Origin of the sequence: Microbacterium ureisolvens, assembly GCF_015278315.1 — a bacterium.
GTDB classification, from domain to species: domain Bacteria; phylum Actinomycetota; class Actinomycetes; order Actinomycetales; family Microbacteriaceae; genus Microbacterium; species Microbacterium ureisolvens.
Window position 1 is genome coordinate 25,167 of sequence record NZ_JADIJE010000011.1, and the last position, 15,612, is coordinate 40,778.

At 71.2% G+C, this 15,612-nt stretch carries 19 protein-coding genes and 1 pseudogene; 6 read left to right on the forward strand and 14 right to left on the reverse strand.

Translation table 11 applies throughout. The annotated features are described in order from the left end of the window. Positions 1 to 17 precede the first annotated feature (17 nt). From crcB to IM767_RS15870, 5 genes are all read right to left on the reverse strand, one after another. On the reverse strand, positions 18 to 392 hold the full coding sequence (crcB, locus tag IM767_RS15850) for a fluoride efflux transporter CrcB (RefSeq protein ID WP_109211932.1): 375 nt from the start codon (positions 390 to 392) through the stop codon (positions 18 to 20). Then, positions 389 to 802 carry a fluoride efflux transporter FluC gene (locus tag IM767_RS15855; RefSeq protein WP_109211931.1) on the reverse strand — a complete coding sequence of 138 codons (414 nt, stop codon included), beginning with the start codon at positions 800 to 802 and terminating at the stop codon, positions 389 to 391. The genes crcB and IM767_RS15855 overlap by 4 nt, the downstream gene beginning before the upstream one ends. 161 nt (positions 803 to 963) lie before the next feature. Further along, complete coding sequence (locus IM767_RS15860) at positions 964 to 1,980, reverse strand: DNA topoisomerase IB (protein WP_109211930.1); 1,017 nt, start codon at positions 1,978 to 1,980, stop codon at positions 964 to 966. 132 nt (positions 1,981 to 2,112) lie between these two features. Further along, the gene (locus tag IM767_RS15865) at positions 2,113 to 2,379 is read right to left on the reverse strand and encodes a DUF7218 family protein (RefSeq protein ID WP_109211929.1); all 267 of its coding nucleotides are present in this window, start codon (positions 2,377 to 2,379) and stop codon (positions 2,113 to 2,115) included. Positions 2,380 to 2,424: 45 nt separating this feature from the next. After that, a complete protein-coding gene (locus IM767_RS15870) occupies positions 2,425 to 3,312 on the reverse strand; it encodes an SDR family oxidoreductase (protein WP_109211928.1) in 888 nt (295 codons plus the stop codon). Between the two features lie 241 nt (positions 3,313 to 3,553). Here IM767_RS15870 and IM767_RS15875 point away from each other — a divergent pair, with 241 nt between their 5' ends. Then, positions 3,554 to 3,718 (forward strand): hypothetical protein, encoded by a 165-nt coding sequence (locus tag IM767_RS15875; protein WP_194398908.1) that lies wholly within the window; start codon positions 3,554 to 3,556, stop codon positions 3,716 to 3,718. An 85-nt stretch (positions 3,719 to 3,803) separates the two neighbouring features. Here the strand turns inward: IM767_RS15875 and IM767_RS15880 are convergent, their stop codons facing one another. Further along, entirely contained in the window at positions 3,804 to 4,601 is a 798-nt protein-coding gene (locus IM767_RS15880) for a MerR family transcriptional regulator (protein ID WP_109211927.1), read from the reverse strand. A 199-nt stretch (positions 4,602 to 4,800) separates the two neighbouring features. Here IM767_RS15880 and IM767_RS15885 point away from each other — a divergent pair. Together IM767_RS15885 and IM767_RS15890 are read left to right on the forward strand one after the other, a co-directional pair. Next, positions 4,801 to 5,637, forward strand: a pseudogene (locus tag IM767_RS15885) (DUF4097 family beta strand repeat-containing protein); the annotation flags it as partial. Between the two features lie 194 nt (positions 5,638 to 5,831). After that, positions 5,832 to 6,440: a PadR family transcriptional regulator gene (locus IM767_RS15890; RefSeq protein ID WP_109211947.1), complete on the forward strand. Its 609-nt coding sequence runs from the start codon at positions 5,832 to 5,834 to the stop codon at positions 6,438 to 6,440. A gap of 266 nt (positions 6,441 to 6,706) precedes the next feature. Here IM767_RS15890 and IM767_RS15895 read toward each other — a convergent pair whose 3' ends face one another. Beyond that, the gene (locus tag IM767_RS15895; RefSeq protein ID WP_109211925.1) at positions 6,707 to 7,246 is read right to left on the reverse strand and encodes a universal stress protein; all 540 of its coding nucleotides are present in this window, start codon (positions 7,244 to 7,246) and stop codon (positions 6,707 to 6,709) included. Between the two features lie 166 nt (positions 7,247 to 7,412). Here IM767_RS15895 and IM767_RS15900 point away from each other — a divergent pair, with 166 nt between their 5' ends. Beyond that, the gene (locus IM767_RS15900; RefSeq protein WP_109211924.1) at positions 7,413 to 7,619 is read left to right on the forward strand and encodes a DUF3073 domain-containing protein; all 207 of its coding nucleotides are present in this window, start codon (positions 7,413 to 7,415) and stop codon (positions 7,617 to 7,619) included. Positions 7,620 to 7,668: 49 nt separating this feature from the next. Here the strand turns inward: IM767_RS15900 and IM767_RS15905 are convergent, their stop codons facing one another. The 4 genes from IM767_RS15905 to purM form a co-directional block, all read right to left on the reverse strand. Further along, complete coding sequence (locus IM767_RS15905) at positions 7,669 to 8,034, reverse strand: TIGR02611 family protein (protein ID WP_109211923.1); 366 nt, start codon at positions 8,032 to 8,034, stop codon at positions 7,669 to 7,671. Between the two features lie 52 nt (positions 8,035 to 8,086). Further along, the gene (locus tag IM767_RS15910; RefSeq protein ID WP_109211922.1) at positions 8,087 to 9,328 is read right to left on the reverse strand and encodes a CynX/NimT family MFS transporter; all 1,242 of its coding nucleotides are present in this window, start codon (positions 9,326 to 9,328) and stop codon (positions 8,087 to 8,089) included. Between the two features lie 91 nt (positions 9,329 to 9,419). Further along, positions 9,420 to 10,880 (reverse strand): amidophosphoribosyltransferase, encoded by a 1,461-nt coding sequence (purF, locus tag IM767_RS15915; protein ID WP_109211921.1) that lies wholly within the window; start codon positions 10,878 to 10,880, stop codon positions 9,420 to 9,422. Between the two features lie 33 nt (positions 10,881 to 10,913). Continuing rightward, complete coding sequence (purM, locus tag IM767_RS15920; RefSeq protein ID WP_109211920.1) at positions 10,914 to 12,065, reverse strand: phosphoribosylformylglycinamidine cyclo-ligase; 1,152 nt, start codon at positions 12,063 to 12,065, stop codon at positions 10,914 to 10,916. 153 nt (positions 12,066 to 12,218) lie between these two features. On the opposite strand from purM, the gene IM767_RS15925 reads away from it, so the two are divergent. After that, complete coding sequence (locus IM767_RS15925; protein ID WP_109211919.1) at positions 12,219 to 12,830, forward strand: zinc-binding alcohol dehydrogenase; 612 nt, start codon at positions 12,219 to 12,221, stop codon at positions 12,828 to 12,830. A gap of 29 nt (positions 12,831 to 12,859) precedes the next feature. Here IM767_RS15925 and IM767_RS15930 read toward each other — a convergent pair whose 3' ends face one another. From IM767_RS15930 to IM767_RS15940, 3 genes are read right to left on the reverse strand one after another with little or no spacing between them, the layout of a single operon-like run. Beyond that, complete coding sequence (locus tag IM767_RS15930) at positions 12,860 to 13,213, reverse strand: potassium transporter Trk (protein WP_109211918.1); 354 nt, start codon at positions 13,211 to 13,213, stop codon at positions 12,860 to 12,862. 7 nt (positions 13,214 to 13,220) lie between these two features. After that, positions 13,221 to 13,688 carry a hypothetical protein gene (locus IM767_RS15935; RefSeq protein ID WP_109211917.1) on the reverse strand — a complete coding sequence of 156 codons (468 nt, stop codon included), beginning with the start codon at positions 13,686 to 13,688 and terminating at the stop codon, positions 13,221 to 13,223. A 37-nt stretch (positions 13,689 to 13,725) separates the two neighbouring features. Further along, the gene (locus IM767_RS15940) at positions 13,726 to 14,094 is read right to left on the reverse strand and encodes a sterol carrier family protein (protein WP_109211916.1); all 369 of its coding nucleotides are present in this window, start codon (positions 14,092 to 14,094) and stop codon (positions 13,726 to 13,728) included. Positions 14,095 to 14,334: 240 nt separating this feature from the next. Here IM767_RS15940 and purD point away from each other — a divergent pair, with 240 nt between their 5' ends. Further along, entirely contained in the window at positions 14,335 to 15,609 is a 1,275-nt protein-coding gene (purD, locus tag IM767_RS15945; RefSeq protein WP_109211915.1) for a phosphoribosylamine--glycine ligase, read from the forward strand. The last annotated feature ends 3 nt before the right edge of the window (positions 15,610 to 15,612 follow it).

The following is a 15,612-nucleotide window of genomic DNA, read 5'->3' on the forward strand; positions in this document are numbered from 1 at the left end:
CTGGGACCGGGTTCCGCTCAGCGGGCGATCCATGCACCGAGAAGGATGCCGAGCCCCGCGGCGAGCGCCGCCACCACGAGCGTGCCGAAGAGGTTGAGTGCGGCATCCCGCCACCGCCCGCGCTGTGCCAGCAGCACCGTCTCGACCGACACCGTGCTGAAGGTCGTGTAGCCGCCGAGCAGGCCGAGTCCCAGCACGAGCGACAGCTCCGGGGCGAGGGCGGTGCCGAGACCCGTGATCACCCCGAGCGCGAACGACCCCGAGACGTTCACCACGAAGATGCCGAGCGGGAAGCGCACGCCGTCCGCGGGGGTGAGCAGGCGGTCGAGCACGTACCGGAGCCCCGCACCGACCCCTCCCGCGAGCGCGGCGACCAGCAGCAGCGGGCTCACTCGGCGTCCTCCGGGAGCTCGATCTCGCCGGGCCGGTCGGCGAGGCGGCGTCCGACGAAGAGCCCCACGATCGCCCCCACCACACCGAGGACGACGGATGCCGCGGCCAGCCCCGCCGCCAGCCACGGCGTCGTGACCCACCCGGCCGTCGCGACGGCGAACGCGCTGTACGTCGTGAAGCCGCCGAGCACCCCCGTGCCGAGGAAGGCGCGCAGGAGCGGGCGGCGGTCGTCGAGCCATCCCACCACGACCCCCAGCAGGAGCGAGCCGACGACGTTGATTCCGAACGTGACCCAGGGCACCGCGTTGGGATCCGTGACGGGCGCGCTGATGAGGCCGCGCCCCAGAACGCCGAGTGCACCGCCCGCCACCACGACCCCGAGCACGCGCGGATCGACGGGCTGGGCCATGGGATCAAGCTACCCCGAGCCCCGGCGCCCGGACGTTGAGCGAGCGAAGCGAGACGAAACGCCCCGACCCCGCGCACACCGCACCCCGACCCCCGGCCCCCCGGACGTTGAGCGAGCGAAGCGAGACGAAACGCCCTGACCCCGCGCACCACCGGGTGCGGCTACTCCTCGAGCTCGACGTCCTCCGGAAACTCGGGCTCGCCCCCGCGCCGCGCGGGGCGCAGCAGCAGCGCGCGGATCGCCGACTCCCCCGTCTTCGACAGATCGAGGAGGTGGCCGTCGCGGTAGCGCGCGAACACCCGCGGGTCGATGTACGAGCCGCGAGCGACCGACGGCGTGTTCCCCAGCGCCTCGGCGGTCGCGCGCACGGCGAGCACCTCGGCGCGCTTGAGGTCGGTCTTGGTGTCGACGGTGCCGATGCGGGCGAGGGCCTCGGCGGCGAGGATCGTGCCGCGGAGCGTCCGGAAGTCCTTGGCCGTGAAGCGGCCGCCGGTGAGCGCGCGCACGTACGCGTTCACCTCGGCCGGCATGAGCGGCACGCGTCGTCCGCCGCGGTTCCACGCCAGCAGCGGCGAGCGCGGCCGCCCCGGCACGAGCAGCTCGATCGCCGCGGCGAGCTCCTCGTCGTCGATCTCGAGGAACTGCTGCTTGCCGCTCTTGCCCGGAAAGGTCAGCGTGACGACGGATGCCTCGACCGAGGCATCCCGTCTGTGCAATGTCGTGAGACCGCGGCTGCCGTTGGCCGCCAGGTAGCGCTCGGAGCCGATGCGCGGGGCGGCGTTGTCGAGCAGACGGAACGCGACCGCCAGCACCCGCTCGCGGTCGAGTTCGTCGCGCCGGATCGAGGTCGTCACGCGGGCTCGGGCACGCGGCAGCGCCTCGGCCAGCGCGAGCGCGCGGGCGAACTTGCCGCGGTCGCGGCCGGCCGTCCAGGCCGGGTGGTAGATGTACTGCCGCCTGCCGGCGTCGTCGGTGCCGACCGCCTGGATGTGGCCGTCCGGGCGCACGGTGATCCACACGTCCTGCCAGGCGGGTGGGATCACCAGCGCCTGGATGCGGGCGAGGTGGCGCGGGCCGGGCTTGCGGCCACGGGCGTCCATATACCGGAAGCCCGTTCCCGCACGCGCCCGGCGGAAGCCGGGGTCGACGAGGGGCCGCACGCGGACGAGCTTCGGCATCAGCTCACGCTACCCGGGACGGCGGGCCCGGTACCCGGGCGACGCGGCACCCCACAGACACCGAGCCCGGCTCACGGCCCGAGCCCGGCTCCCGGCCGGAGACCGGCTCTCGGCCGGGAACCGGGGTCCGCATCAGTGGTTGCGGATCATCGAGATGAGCTCGGACTTCTTCTTGCCCGAGTAGCCCTTCAGGCCCAGCTCCTTCGCGCGCTTGCGCAGCTCGGGAACCGTGCGGTCGTCGTAGTCCTTCGCGTTGCCGCCGCGCTTGCCCATGGTCTTGCGGCCCTGGTTGGCGGCCGCGTTGGAGATGCGCGCGGCCTTCTCCTTCGAGGCGCCGTCCTTGCGCAGCTCCTCGTACATGTCGCGGTCCTTGAGGTTCGATCCGCGTCCTTTCGGCATGGCTTCCTCCTTCCTTCACCGCATCCGCTCGAGCGGGTGCGGACGTCACAGGCCCTTGCCTCCGGTCACCGGCAGGATGGCGCCCGACGTGTACGAAGACTCGCCGCTCGCGAGATAGACGTACGCGCCGGCGAGCTCGGCCGGCTGCCCCGCTCGCCCGAGCGGCGTGTCCTGTCCGAAGGTCTCGAGTCGCTCGGCGTCCCAGCCGGTCGCGGGAATCAGCGGTGTCCAGATCGGCCCGGGCGCGACGCCGTTCACGCGGATGCCCTTCTCACCGAGCTCCTGGGCGAGCGCCTTGACGAACACGACCTGCGCGGCCTTGGTCATCGCGTAGTCGATGAGCCCCGGCGACGGGTTGAACGCCTGGATCGACGTCGTCACGATGATCGAGGCGCCCGGCTTCAGGTGAGGGATGGCGGCGCGGGCGGTGAAGATCTGCGCGAACAGGTTGGTGCGGAACACGCGCTCCATCTCGGAGGTCTCGAGCTTGTCGAGCCCCTCGCGGTCCTTCTGATACGCCGCGTTGAGCACCAGGATGTCGAGGCCGCCGAACTCGCCGACGGCGCGCTCGACGATCTCGGCGCAGAAGCCCTCCTCGCGCAGGTCGCCTACCAGCGGCAGCGCTCGCGCGCCCGCCTCGGTGATCCACCGCGCGGTGTCGTCGGCATCCTCCTGCTCCTCGGGCATGTGGGTGAGCGCGACGTCGGCGCCCTCGCGTGCGAAGGCGATCGCCACCGCGCGCCCGATTCCGGAGTCGCCTCCGGTGATGAGGGCGCGTCGGCCCTGCAGGCGCTGCGCGCCGCGATACGACTCTTCGCCGTGGTCCGGCTCGGGACGCGTCTCGTCGGTCAGCCCCGGCTGCTCCTGCTCCTGCGCGGGAAAGCCGTCGTCGTGGTGTGCGGTCGTCGGATCGGTGTGCGCGGGCGTGCTCATACCCGCGACGGTACGGGTGGGCCGGGCGCCGCTCAGGGGGCTTGACTTCCAGATCGGGGGCCCGTACGCCGCCCCGCGCTCCGCGGGATTCCGCGGTATTCCGCGCGTGGACGGGTTAGCACTGGCGCCGAGTCGCCGTCAACCCCCTACGGACCGCCCGCCGCTGGTGCCACTGTGTAACCGTGCCCACGAGGCATCCGATGCATTCCGTGCACCGAGAGACGCAGAAGGAGAACCTCCCATGAACCTCGCCCTGATCATCATCATCGTCGTCGCGATCATTCTCGCGATCGTCGGCGGCCTCAACTCGGCGCTGAACTGGCTCCTTTGGGTTGCCATCATCGTCGGCGTGATCGCGCTGATCGTCTGGTTGTTCCGAGTGATCAGCGGGAACCGTACGCGCTGACCTGCACCACCCCGGATCGAAGACAGCGGATGCCGCGGCCAGAGCTGGCCGCGGCATCCGTCTGTCTTCACGGGGTCGGCGTCGCCTACAGGTTGGCCTCCGCGTAGACGCGGAGCGCGTCGCGCACGAACTCGGCGCCCTGCGTGCCGCCCTGGCTCGTCGCGTAGTTCGCTCCGAAGCGCGGGTCGGCGACGTACATCTCACCGAGTCCGAGGACGTAGCCCTTGACGTCGCCTCCTCCGTTCGCTGCGCCCGCCGAAGCGGCGGGCGTCCCGGGGATGCCGGTGAGCCAGTCCACGTGGCGCTTCGCGAGCGCCTGCGCCTCGTCGCTGTCGGGGGCGATGCCCGCCTCCGCCGCCGCGATCCAGTCGCGACCGAGGTCGGAGACCCGCTGCTGCCACGCCGCCTTCTCGTCGGCGCTCATCGAGCGCCACCAGCGGTCGCTGTCGGCGTAGGCCTTCCTGCCCCAGCGCTCCTCGACCTCCTCCTTGTACTGGGTGTGGTCGAAGCCGTCGAACATGTTCTCTGCCATCAGTCGTTCACCTCCTCTCACGGCGTTGATGGTGGTCTCCACCGACGCGATCTGTCGCGCCAGGCGGTCCTGCTCCTGCCGGAGCCACGACAGGTGCGCCTCGAGGGCGGCCACCTCGCCCGTCTCGCGCTGCATCACCTCGGCGATCTGCGGCAGGCCGAGGCCGAGCTCGCGCAGCAGCAGGATGCGCTGCAGCCGTACGAGCGCGGCCTGGTCGTAGTAGCGGTAGCCGTTGTGGCCGACGCTCGACGGCGCGAGCAGCCCGATGTCGTCGTAGTGACGCAGCGTGCGGCTGGTGGTGCCGGCGAGCTTGGCGATCTGCTGGATCGACCACTCCTCATCTGTCGCCATGACGACCTCCTCTCTCTCGTTCGTCGTCGATGACCACGCTAAATGTTGACGTTGCGTCAAGGTCAAGCCCGCGGCATCCGTCCCTTCCGGAAAACCCGACCTCGTATTGACACATTCGCGATATATCGTGTTACTCTGCCTGTACGCGATATATCGCGAGATGGATCACCCCGTAAACAGAACCGCAGGAGAAGCAGTCATGACCCTGGAGAAGTGGATCATCCACCCGGGCGAGACACGCGTCATCGACATCGAGACCGTGCGAACGCTCAAGATCGGCCTGGTCGGCGGTCAGGTCGACGTCATCGCCCACGACGAGCCCGGCATCCGCATCGAGGTGCACGAGGTCACCGTCAAGGACCTCCGCATCGAGGTCTCCGACGACCACGTCGAGATCGACCACCCGCAGCTGCGCTGGGACAACTTCCTCGAGGTGTTCCGCAACTTCGGCGCCGGCGGCCCCAAGGCCGAGATCAGCGTCGCGGTCCCCCGCGAGATCGCCCTCACCCTCGGCGTGGTCAGCGCGAGCGGACTCGTCTCGGGCCTCCGCGGCGACGCCTCGCTGAACACCGTGTCGGGCGACATCATCGTCGACGGCATCACCGGCGACCTCTCGGTCAACGCGGTGTCGGGCGACGTGCAGGTGCGCGAGCTCGTCGGCGGGCTCAACGCGAACAGCGTCTCGGGCGACGTCGCGGCCACCGGCTCGCTTCGCAAGGCCACGATCGACACCGTGTCGGGCGCCCTCCTCGTGGACTCGACCGGCGACATCCTCTCGGTCGGGCTCAACACGGTCAGCGGCAACTCGACGATCCGCCTCGACGAGGGCTACCCGGCCAACTACGTCATCCGCAGCGTCAGCGGCCGCGTCCAGATCGACGGCGTCGTGCGCTCGGGCACCGGCACGGGACCCACCACGAACTACTCGGGATCGGTCGGCGAGCTCAGCGGCAGCTTCGCCGACGTGCGCGCCCACAGCGTCTCGGGCGACATCACGGTGCTGCGTCGCGCGGCCGGATCGGTGACGGATGCCGCACACCCGGCAGCCGTGGATCAGCCGGCGCCCGCGCAGGCCGCGGTGGACCAGCCGGCCCCCGCCCAGGCCTCCGCCGAGCAGCCGGCATCCACCCAGGCCGGCGCCGACCAGGCGCCCGGTGCGGAGTGGTCCGGCCGCGACGAGCCCGCTGCCGGTGAGTCCTCGACCGGCTTCGACCGAGGGGAGCTGTGATGATGGCCCCGGTCTTCTCCCACGGCGACCTGCGCCTGTATCTGCTGAACCTGCTCGATGAGGGGCCGCGCCACGGCTACGACATCATGCAGGCCCTGTCGGACCGCACCGGGGGCACCTACACCCCCAGCGCCGGCACCATCTATCCGCGTCTGGCGAAGCTCGAAGAGGAGGGTCTCGTGACCAAGACCGTGGACGGCCGCAAGACCGTCTACTCGATCACCGAGACCGGTCACGCCGAGGTGCAGTCCCGCGCCGGCGAGCTCGAGGGCATCGAGGCGGGACTCGCCGACTCGGTCCGGCTCATCGCCGACGAGGTGCGCGGAAGCGTCCGCGAGGCGATGAAGAGCCTGCGCGCCGACCTCGCGGCCGCCTCCCGCGAAGAGCGCGAGGCCACGCCCCAGAGCACGCACGAGAGCGACGCACGAGTGCTCGCCCGCGAGCAGCTGCAGCGTGCCGACGCCGCCGTCAACGAGTTCCGCGCCCGCGTGCGCGCCGACCTGCGCACCCACGTCGCGCGCGGCGGCGACCTCGGCGCCTCGCTCGTGGACCAGCTGGCGTCCGAGCTCGACCGCGTCGCCCGCGACGTGACACGCGCGCTGCGCGGCTGAGCCGCGGCATCCGCTCCGCATCCCCCGGAAGGCGAAGGGTGGATCCCCGCAGAAGCGGGGGTCCACCCTTTCGTCGTTCCCGGCGCCGTCCCGTCGTCGGCTGGGGTCAGCAGCCGAGTCAGCAGCCGAGTCGGCGTCGGGCGAAAGCCACCGCCACCGGCCCGCCGTCGACGCCGGCCACCCGCACGACCGGTCTCTCACCCTCGGCCTGCACCACGACATCGCCGGACAGCCACGCGCCGGCGCCCGCGTCGATGCGCGGCGGATCAGGCCGGCCAGATCTCCTCGTCGTCGGGCACGGGCTCGCCGAGCGGCACCACCAGGATGGGGCGGTGCTGGCGGTGGGCCAGGCGGGCGCCGACCGAGCCGGTGAAGAACTCGCGCACCGATTCGCCGAAGCCGCGCTTGCGCGTGCCGACGACCAGCAGGCGCGCGTCCACCTGGTCCGCGAAGTGCTTGATCGCCATCGCCGGGTCACCCACGAGCTGGCGCACGGTCCAGTCGACACCGGAGTCGGCGAGGACGGATGCCGCGGCATCCTGCACGCTCGTCAGCTCGCCCTCGCCCGCCGCGATGTTCAGGTCGATGGGGGCGGAGTGCACGTAGCCGTCGGGGTCTTCGTACGTGACGAACCGCGTGACATCGACATGCACGACCACGAGCGGCGCCTGGAAGAGCTTCGCATAGCGGGCGGCCTCTTTGAGGACCCGGGGCGACTGGTCGGGGATGACACCCACGATCACGCCACCGTGAAGGCTCTTGTCGCTCGTCGCGTCGCCTTCCACCTCGGATGCCTCGTCGGTCATATGTCCGCACTCCTCCCGCACCGGTGGGCTCGGAACCGCCGGGTTATGAGGGCTCCGTGTTATCCTGAATGCTACTCTTACCGGTCCGAAGCCGGATTCGTGAATGCCCGGGTTTGCGCGCCAGAGAGCCGCAGAAAGCCCGCGATCCTAAATGAGGGGGTCTCGCATGGGGCGTGGCCGTCAGAAGGCGAAGCACACCAAGATCGCCCGAGAGCTGAAGTACGACACGTACAGCGTGAACTACTCGGCGCTCGAGCGCGAGCTCGGTCACCACAGTGAAGACGAGTACGTCGACAAGTGGGCCGACCAGTACAACGACGAAGACGAGGACGAGACGTCGCCGCTCTCGTCGTCGCAGGCGTCGCAGGCGTAAGCACTCCCGCACCGGCCGTCGTGTCGACGGCCTGAGCTGCAGGCCGTGCTCAGGCGCGTTCGGCGTTCGCCGAGCGTGCCGCGCGACGTGCCCGCCACCAGGTCCAGAACCGGTCGAGCATGCGCTTGAGCCAGTCCGCGACGCGGCGCGCCCAGCGGAACTCCGTTCCGAGCACGGCAAGGCCAAGGAACACGACGAGCCAGCCGGGTCCGGGCAACGGCACGAGCAGCAGTCCGCCGACCGCGAGCACGCCGCCGACCGTGCCCACGCACGCGCGGTAGACGCGGTTGAGACGCGGGTGCGCGTCGATCCACGCGCGCGCCCGGCCAAGCAGTCGGCGGATCGGGCGATCGGGGCGCTCCGCCTCGGCGATCTCTGCGCGCACGGTGGTCTCGAGGGTCTCGGGCGTCGTCATGCCGGGCACGCTAACACGATATATCGCGAACAGGCTGTGAAGAGCGGATGCCTCACCACGCGCCGTGGCGACGCTCCCAGTCGTCCTCGACGGTGTGCGGCCGCGCGGCGACCACACCCGCGGGGATCGCTGCCGCGACGACGCACGCGAGCACGATGAGCGGACCGGTCCACGAGTCGGTGGCGTCGTGCAGCAGGCCGATGCCGAGCGGGAACAGCGCGGCGATGGCGTATCCGCCGCTCTGCGCGAAGCCGCTCAGAGCGACGGACCCCTCGTGCGTGCGCGTGCGCAGCCCGAGGAGCACGAGGATCATCGGGAAGAGCAGCGGCGCGAGCCCCAACAGCACGACCCACAGCCACGGAGCGGCGGTCGGCACGAAGAGGAACCCGGCGATGCCCGCGAACCCGCAGGCGACCGCGACGCCGAACAGCAGGCGCGTGGCGTTCCAGCGCGTCACCAGCAGCGGCACCACGAGGGACGCCGGCAACCCCATGAAGCCGAAGAGCGAGAGCAGGGCGCCGGCTGTGGCGGGCGACACCCCCGCGATGTCGACGAGGAGCTTGGGCAGCCACGCGAACGACGTATAGGCGATCGTGCTCGACACCGCGAACGCCACCAGGAGCGCCCACGCGAGCGGGATCCGCCACATGCGGCCGAATGCGCGCGGGCTCGGTGCCTCGAACTCTTCGTCGTCCTCCTTCGCCGCTTCTGCGGCGCGATGGCGCATCGCCAGCCCGATCCACGGGATCGTCGCCACCAGGGCGAAGACGGCCCACAGCCCCAGCGAGAAGTGCCAGTCCGCGGCATCCGCCACCGGCACGGCGATGAGCGGAGGCAGGAACGTCGAGACGGCCATCGTGGTCGAGAACACCGTCGTCATGAGCCCGATGCGGTCGGGGAAGTACCGCTTCACCAGCGGCGGCAGCAGGATGTTCCCGGTGCCGACCGCGGCGAAAACGAGCGCGGTGCCGGCCAGCAGCAGCGCGGAGTTCGGCGCCAGGCTGCGGGCGACGAGTCCGACCGCGACGACCGCCATCGCCGCCACGGCCAGACGCTCGAGGCCGAACCTGCGCTCGAGCGCGGGGGTCAGCAGTCCGAACACCGCGAAGCACACCGGCGGCGCGGTGCCGATGAGGCCGATGACCGCGGCCGGCAGCTCGAAGTCCGCGGAGATGTGGTCGAACAGCGGCGACAGCGAGGCCACGGCCGAGCGCAGCGAGAACGCGAACAGCACGATGCCGACGAGCGCGAGGGTCCTCCCCTGCCAGAGCGGACGGGCAGGAGACGACTTCACCTATCCACCCTACGGGCGCCGGCGGATGCCCCGGCCCGCGATGTCACTGCGTGGGACTCGGGCCCGAAGCGTGGGCACGACGGGCGGGAGCTCAGGACTCCTGCGAGCCCTCGACCCAGGCGAGGTACTCGTCGGTGACGGTGCCGGTGATGTAGCGGCCGTCGAAGCAGCTCATGTCGAGATCCTCGACGTCGGAGCCCTCGAGGATCGCGGCCTTGAGGTCTTCGACCTCCTGATACACGACGAAGTCGGCGCCGAGCTCCTCGGCGATCTGCGGGATCGTCCGGCCGTGCGCGACGAGCTCCTGCCGCGAGGGCATGTTGATGCCGTACACGTGCGGGTAGCGCACGGGCGGCGCGGCCGAGGCGAACGTGACGCTCCTGGCCCCGGCATCCCTCGCCATCTGGATGATCTCCTTCGACGTCGTGCCGCGCACGATGGAGTCGTCGATCAGGAGCACGTTCTTGCCCTTGAACTCGCTCGACATGGCGTTGAGCTTCTGGCGCACGCTCTTCTTGCGCACCGCCTGGCCCGGCATGATGAACGTCCGGCCGACGTAGCGGTTCTTGTAGAAGCCCTCGCGGTACTCCACGCCCAGCTTGCGCGCCACCTGCATGGCGGCGGGGCGCGACGAGTCGGGGATCGGCATGACCACGTCGATGGCCTCGCGCGGCGTGTACTTCGCGATGGTGTCGGCCAGGCGATCGCCCATGCGCAGGCGCGCCTCGTACACCGAGATGCCGTTCATCACCGAGTCGGGACGCGCGAGGTACACGTACTCGAACGAGCACGGCACGAGCTGCGGGTCGATCGCGCACTGGCGCGTGTGCAGCTTGCCCTCGAGGTCGACGAACACGGCCTCGCCGGGCTCCACGTCGCGCACGACCTCGAACTCGCCGTTCTCGAGCACGAGGGACTCGCTCGTGACGACCCACTCGTAGTGGCCGTCCTCGTGCTTGCGCGTGCCGAGGATGAGCGGACGGATGCCGAACGGGTCGCGGAACGCCAGCAGACCGTAGCCGGCGATCAGGGCGATCGCGGCGTACGACCCCTCGACGCGCTCGTGCACGCGCGTGACCGCCTGGAACACCTGCTCGGGGTCGAGCTCGAGCCCTGAGATGGAGGACTGCAGCTCGTTGGCGAGCACGTTGACCAGCAGCTCCGTGTCGGAGCTGGTGTTGAGGTGGCGGCGGTCCTTGTGGAAGAGCTCTTCGGTGAGCTCGCGCGTGTTGGTGAGGTTGCCGTTGTGCACGAGAACGATGCCGTAGGGCGCGTTCACGTAGAACGGCTGGGCCTCTTCCTCGTTCGACGCGGTGCCCTTGGTCGCGTAGCGGACGTGGCCGAGCCCGATCTCGCCGAGGAGCGCCCGCATGTCGCGGGTGCGAAACGACTCGCGCACCTGGCCGCGGGTCTTGTGCTGGTGCACGACCCCGTTGCGCTCCGCGGTGGCGATGCCGGTGGAATCCTGACCCCGATGCTGGAGGAGGAGAAGGGAGTCGTAGATCTCCTGGTTGACGGACTCGCGGCCCACCATCCCGACGATTCCGCACATGGGTGTTGCTAGCTCTCTCGGTCGTTCTGCGGCTCAGCGAGCCGCGTGGTCTGCGAATGCCCCGACGAGGCGCACCGCGCCCCCGTCGACGCCCTTGGCGCCCTGCTCCCAGTGGTCGCCGTCGGGGCGGTCGCCGGCGCGAACGACACCGACCTGCCACGTGGCGATGCCCTCGCGGGAGAGAGCGGATGCCGCGGCCTCGGCCTTCTCGGGCGACACGACGGCGAGGAACCCGACGCCGAGGTTCCAGGTGCCCTCGGTCGCCTCGAGCTCGAGACCGCCGAGGTCGGCGAGTACGCGGAAGACCGGGGAGGGCGACCACGTCGAGCGGTCGACCTCGACCCACGTGCCCTGCGGGAGCACGCGCGCGAGGTTGGCGGCGATGCCGCCGCCCGTGACGTGGCTGAGGGAGTGCACCGCGTCGCCGGTCTCGGTGATGAGGCGCAGCAGCGGCAGCGTGTAGAGGCGCGTGGGCTCGAGGAGGGCCTCGCCCCACGTCGTGCCGAAGTCGGCGGCGTTGTCGCCGTAGTGGATGCCCGAGCCCGCGACGATGTGGCGGACCAACGAGTAGCCGTTCGAGTGAAGTCCCGAGCTCGCGAGCGCCAGGACGACGTCGCCCTCCCGCACGCGCTCGGCGCCCAGCACCCGCGAGGCCTCGACGACGCCGGTCGCGGCGCCCGCGACGTCGTAGTCGTTGACGCCCAGCAACCCCGGGTGCTCGGCCGTCTCGCCGCCGACGAGGGCGGTGCCGGTCGCCGCGCAACCGTCGGCGATGCCGCGGACGATGTCGGCGATGCGCTCGGGGAAGACCTTGCCGCACGCGATGTAGTCGGTCATGAACAGCGGCTTCGCGCCGACCACGACGATGTCGTCGACGACCATGCCGACGAGGTCCTGCCCGATGGTGTCGTGCTTGTCGATGGCCTGCGCGATGGCGACCTTGGTGCCGACGCCGTCGGTGCTGGTGGCCAGCAGCGGCTTGTCGTACGCCTTGAAGGTCGTGGCGTCGAAGAGCCCGGCGAAGCCGCCGACGCCCCCGAGCACCTCGGGGCCGTGCGTGCGGCGCACCGCGGACTTCATGAGCTCGACGGCGAGGTCGCCGGCGGCGGTGTCGACGCCCGCAGCCTGGTAGGGATTCACAGGCTGTTCGGGGCGGGAGGGGGCATCGCGTTCGGATGAGGCCACGGCTACCAGCCTACCGGCGGCGCGCCTGAGCGGATGCCGGGGGCCGGGCTCCGTTACGCCGCGGAAACGCGGCCTGCGAGGCGCAGCCGATCGGGGCCGTCGCGTTGCGCTTCCGCGGGCCGTGCGTCGGAACCCGGATCTAGAATGGGCCGCATGGGCGGCGCCGGTGCTCCGGAGTGGCTGATCCGCGAAGACGCCGGTCAGCCGGTCCTTCTCGCCCTCTATCTTCGGCAGGTGCTCGGCATCCGCTCGCCGGAAGAGCTGCCGCATCTGCGAGGCATCCCGCCGCGCGTCAACGACCGGTCTGAGACGGCGCAGGCGATGCTCGAGCGCCAGTGGCGCGAGTTCTGGGCGATGACCGTCGAGCCGCAGGCGCACCCCTCCCCCGTGCCGCTGGATCTGGTGGACGGTTTCGACACCGTGCTCGCCCTGCCCGTCGAGGGCTGCGACGAGCTCCGCGCCGCCTTCGTCCCGCACGCCGCCGACGCCCTCGCCTACGCCCGCGAGGCGCACGCCCGCTACCGCAAGGAGGTCTCGCACAGCACCGGAACCGCGTATCGCGCCTATGCGGGCGCGATCGCGGAGCACGAGCGGCAGGTGGGTCGTCGCGCGCACTCGTTCGAGCTCAACGTGCAGGTGCTGCCGCTGAATCAGCGCGGGGTGTGGTGGATCGGCTCCCTCACGATCGCCGTCACCGATGGACTGCGCGGGGATGTGGCGGCATTCGACGCCGCCATCCACCCGATCATCGCCGAACTGGCGTAGGGCGCGGGGCGTACGCCAGGGGTCGCGGGTCAGCGAGCCGGGCCGGCTCCGTCCGCGCCGCGCTCGGGGTCGACCTGCACGGACTCGTGGTCGACCGCGACCTCGCGCGTGTGGCGGCGCGAGCGACGGTCGAGGACCAGCGCGACGATGCCGCCCAGCGCGAGCCCGATGGGCGCGCAGATGAGAGTGAGGAAGCCGAACACCTGACCCTGCGAGTACACGACGCCGGTGTTGGGGCTGATCTCCGCGGTGCCGTTGAAGGCGAAGGTGAGGATCATCGCGACCAGCACGCCGAGCGCCGCGCCGAGGATGAGGAACACCGAGATCTTCGGCGCGCGTCGGACGCGCACGGTCTCGATGTGGTCCTGGCTGTGCTCGGGCATGTCTCCATTATCCCTTCGGTCGACGGCGCTCCGGGCCGTCGGGCTCCTCGGCGTCCAGGCCCTCGGCGTCCCGCACCCACTGCGGCACCTCGTCGGTCATCGGCGAGACGAGGTCGTCGGTGAGGGTCGTCGCGTGCTCGGCGATCGCGGGACGCTCCCGGCGTGCGCCGCGGCGGTCCAGGACGATCACGATCAGGCCGGCGACGAGCAGGCCGAATCCGACGCAGATGACGGCGAACACCCCGAAGACCCGCAGGTAGCCCGACGCTCCCGTCGACAGCGGACCGCCCGGCTGCTCGTTGAACGCGGCGGTCACGGTGAGGATCAGCGCAGCCGCGAGCCCCAGGCCGATGCCGGCGCCCATGATGTGGCCGATGCGCGGGGCGCGCCGCACTCCCACGGATTCCCATTCCTCGTGGATGACGTGTTCGTCGTGATCGTCGTCGCCGGCCGTGCCGGCGCGCGCGCGGGCCATGAGGCCATTGTCCCACCGCGGTCGGCGGACGGGTCGGTCAGGGGCGCAGCGGCAGCAGATCCGAGATGTCGGCGCGTGTGCCCGAGGCGACGATGCGACCGGCGGTCGCGGCATCCGTCCAGTGCTCGGCACCGGTGGCGATCGCGATCCAGGTCGCGGGATCGGTCTCGACGACGTTCGGCGGCGTGCCGCGCGTGTGCCGCGGGCCCTCGACCACCTGGACGGCACCGAACGGCGGCACGCGCACCTCGACGGAGTTGCCGGGTGCCTTCTCGGCGAGCAGCTGGAGCAGGTAGCGCACGGCCGTCGCGTTGTCGGTGCGGGCGGGCGGGACGGATGCCGCCACCGCCCGCGCGACCGCGTCCAGGGCCGCGCGGCCGTCGTCGGTCGAGATCTTGCGAGCCACGCTCCGAGGCTACGCGTGAAAACTCCGGGCGGGATCAGCCCGCCGGGTCGCGTGTGAGCGCTCCGGCGAGGACGATCCCGCCCGGGATCTTCACGCGCGGCCCGCCCAAGCCTGTTCGGAGCGCTGTCGAAGACTCAGGAGACGCGCGGCCCGGAGACCTTGCGGGCGCCTGCCCTCGGCATGTCTCCGGAATCCTCGACGCCCGAAACGCCGCGGAGGCCCGCCGGTAGGCTGGAACGCGTGAAGATCCTGGTCCTCGGCTCGGGCGCGCGAGAGCACGCCATCATCCTCGCCCTGCGGTCGGAGGAGGTCGAGCACGAGATCTTCGCGGCTCCGGGCAACGCCGGCATCGGCCAGGATGCGCAGCTCGTGGCACTCGACCAGAACGACCCCGTGGCGGTCAGCCAGTTCGCGATCGACAACGACATCGCCCTCGTCATCATCGGCCCCGAGGCCCCGCTGGTCGCGGGCGTCGCCGATGCGGTGCGCAAGCGTGGCATCCCCGCGTTCGGGCCCGGCCAGGAGGCCGCGCAGCTCGAGGGCTCCAAGACGTTCGCCAAGCGGATCATGGACGCCGCGGGCGTTCCGACCGGCCGCGCGAAGCGCGCGCACACGCGCGCCGAGGTCGAGGCGGCGTTCGACGAGCTCGGTGCGCCGCACGTCGTCAAGGCCGACGGACTGGCTGCGGGCAAGGGCGTCATCGTCACGTCCGACCGCGCCGCGGCCCTCGCCCACGCCGACGAGTACCTGCCGTCGGGCGCCGTGCTCGTCGAGGAGTTCCTCTCGGGTCCCGAGGTCTCGCTCTTCTTCCTCAGCGACGGCGACCACGTGCTGCCCCTGAGCCCCGCGCAGGACTACAAGCGCCTGCTCGACGGCGACGAGGGCCCCAACACCGGCGGCATGGGGGCCTACTCGCCGCTGCCGTGGCTGGACGGCCGCTTCGGCAGCGAGCGCGAGTTCGTCGAGCTCGTGACGCGCGACATCGCCGAGCCGGTCATCCGGCAGCTCGACGCCGAGGGCACGCCCTTCATCGGCCTCCTCTACGCCGGGCTCATCCTCACCGACGACGGCGTGAAGGTGATCGAGTTCAACGCCCGCTTCGGCGATCCCGAGACCCAGGTGGTGCTCCCCCGGCTCGTCGACCCGCTGTCGGAGCTGCTGCTGGCCGCGGCATCCGGTCATCTCGAAGACCACGCCGTGCCCGCGTTCGCCAACGACGTGGCCGTGACCGTGGTGCTCGCGAGCGAGGGTTATCCGGCGTCGCCCGTGACGGGCCGCGCCCTGACGGACCTGCGCGAGGCCGAGGCGGTCGAGGGCGTGCACCTCGCCCACGCGGCGACGGCCGAGACCGACGGCGGCCTCGTGGCCACCGGCGGCCGCGTGCTCAACGTGGTCGGCGTCGCCACCACCTTCGCCGAGGCGCGCGACCGTGCCTATCGCGCGCTCGGCGCGATCGGCTTCGAGGGCGGTCAGCACCGCACCGACATCGCCGCCCGGGTCGCCGAAGGGCTCTGAGTC

Coding starts and splice junctions, on each gene's coding strand:
- IM767_RS15855 (WP_109211931.1), bottom strand. CDS start 802: ATGGCCCAGCCCGTCGATCCGCGCGTGCTCGGGGTCGTGGTGGCGGGC.
- IM767_RS15860 (WP_109211930.1), bottom strand. CDS start 1,980: ATGCCGAAGCTCGTCCGCGTGCGGCCCCTCGTCGACCCCGGCTTCCGC.
- IM767_RS15865 (WP_109211929.1), bottom strand. CDS start 2,379: ATGCCGAAAGGACGCGGATCGAACCTCAAGGACCGCGACATGTACGAG.
- IM767_RS15870 (WP_109211928.1), bottom strand. CDS start 3,312: ATGAGCACGCCCGCGCACACCGATCCGACGACCGCACACCACGACGAC.
- IM767_RS15875 (WP_194398908.1), top strand. CDS start 3,554: ATGAACCTCGCCCTGATCATCATCATCGTCGTCGCGATCATTCTCGCG.
- IM767_RS15880 (WP_109211927.1), bottom strand. CDS start 4,601: ATGGCGACAGATGAGGAGTGGTCGATCCAGCAGATCGCCAAGCTCGCC.
- IM767_RS15890 (WP_109211947.1), top strand. CDS start 5,832: ATGGCCCCGGTCTTCTCCCACGGCGACCTGCGCCTGTATCTGCTGAAC.
- IM767_RS15895 (WP_109211925.1), bottom strand. CDS start 7,246: ATGACCGACGAGGCATCCGAGGTGGAAGGCGACGCGACGAGCGACAAG.
- IM767_RS15900 (WP_109211924.1), top strand. CDS start 7,413: ATGGGGCGTGGCCGTCAGAAGGCGAAGCACACCAAGATCGCCCGAGAG.
- IM767_RS15905 (WP_109211923.1), bottom strand. CDS start 8,034: ATGACGACGCCCGAGACCCTCGAGACCACCGTGCGCGCAGAGATCGCC.
- purF (WP_109211921.1), bottom strand. CDS start 10,880: ATGTGCGGAATCGTCGGGATGGTGGGCCGCGAGTCCGTCAACCAGGAG.
- IM767_RS15925 (WP_109211919.1), top strand. CDS start 12,219: ATGGGCGGCGCCGGTGCTCCGGAGTGGCTGATCCGCGAAGACGCCGGT.
- IM767_RS15930 (WP_109211918.1), bottom strand. CDS start 13,213: ATGCCCGAGCACAGCCAGGACCACATCGAGACCGTGCGCGTCCGACGC.
- IM767_RS15935 (WP_109211917.1), bottom strand. CDS start 13,688: ATGGCCCGCGCGCGCGCCGGCACGGCCGGCGACGACGATCACGACGAA.